The 510-nt window shown below is 59.6% G+C and carries 1 protein-coding gene; it reads right to left on the minus strand.

All coding sequences use genetic code 11. The annotated features are described in order from the left end of the window. Positions 1-60: 60 nt before the first annotated feature. Positions 61-414 (minus strand): hydroxyisourate hydrolase, encoded by a 354-nt coding sequence (gene uraH, locus IQK56_RS30830; protein WP_122308382.1) that lies wholly within the window; start codon positions 412-414, stop codon positions 61-63. Positions 415-510: the final 96 nt, after the last annotated feature.

Here is a 510-nt window from a genome sequence, read left to right on the forward strand (position 1 = left end):
CCGCAGTGTGCGCGGGCGAAACCAACGAAGAGCTTTGGGGGTGTGAAGCGAGGTGACGACTCAGCTACCGCGATAGGTGGAGTAGCTGTAAGGCGAAATCAGCAGGGGCACGTGGTAGTGATCCTGTTCGGCACTGATGCCAAAACGCAGCACGACAACATCAAGGAAGGCCGGCTCCGGCAACTGCACGCCACGGGCGCGGTAGTAATCGCCCGCGCTGAATTGCAGCTGGTACACGCCGCTGCGGTAGTCATCGCCTTGCAGCAGCGGTGCGTCGCAACGACCGTCGCTGTTGGTCACGGCGCTGGCGACCAACTCAAGCTGTGCGCCTTCGACGCGGTACAGTTCAACCTGAATGGCGCTGCCGGGGCAGCCGTGGGCGGCGTCCAGTACGTGTGTGGTCAGTCGTCCCATGGATCGGGGCTCCCTTGAGTGAAGTGAAAATAGGCCGCACCTTTACAGGGCATGTAAAAGCCGGCGATGGGATGATTAAGACACTTTTAATAAAAA

The organism is Pseudomonas cyclaminis, from assembly GCF_015163715.1.
GTDB lineage: Bacteria > Pseudomonadota > Gammaproteobacteria > Pseudomonadales > Pseudomonadaceae > Aquipseudomonas > Aquipseudomonas cyclaminis.

Bases quoted from the DNA above. Each gene is read 5' to 3' on its own strand.
- uraH (WP_122308382.1), bottom strand. From the start codon at position 414: ATGGGACGACTGACCACACACGTACTGGACGCCGCCCACGGCTGCCCC.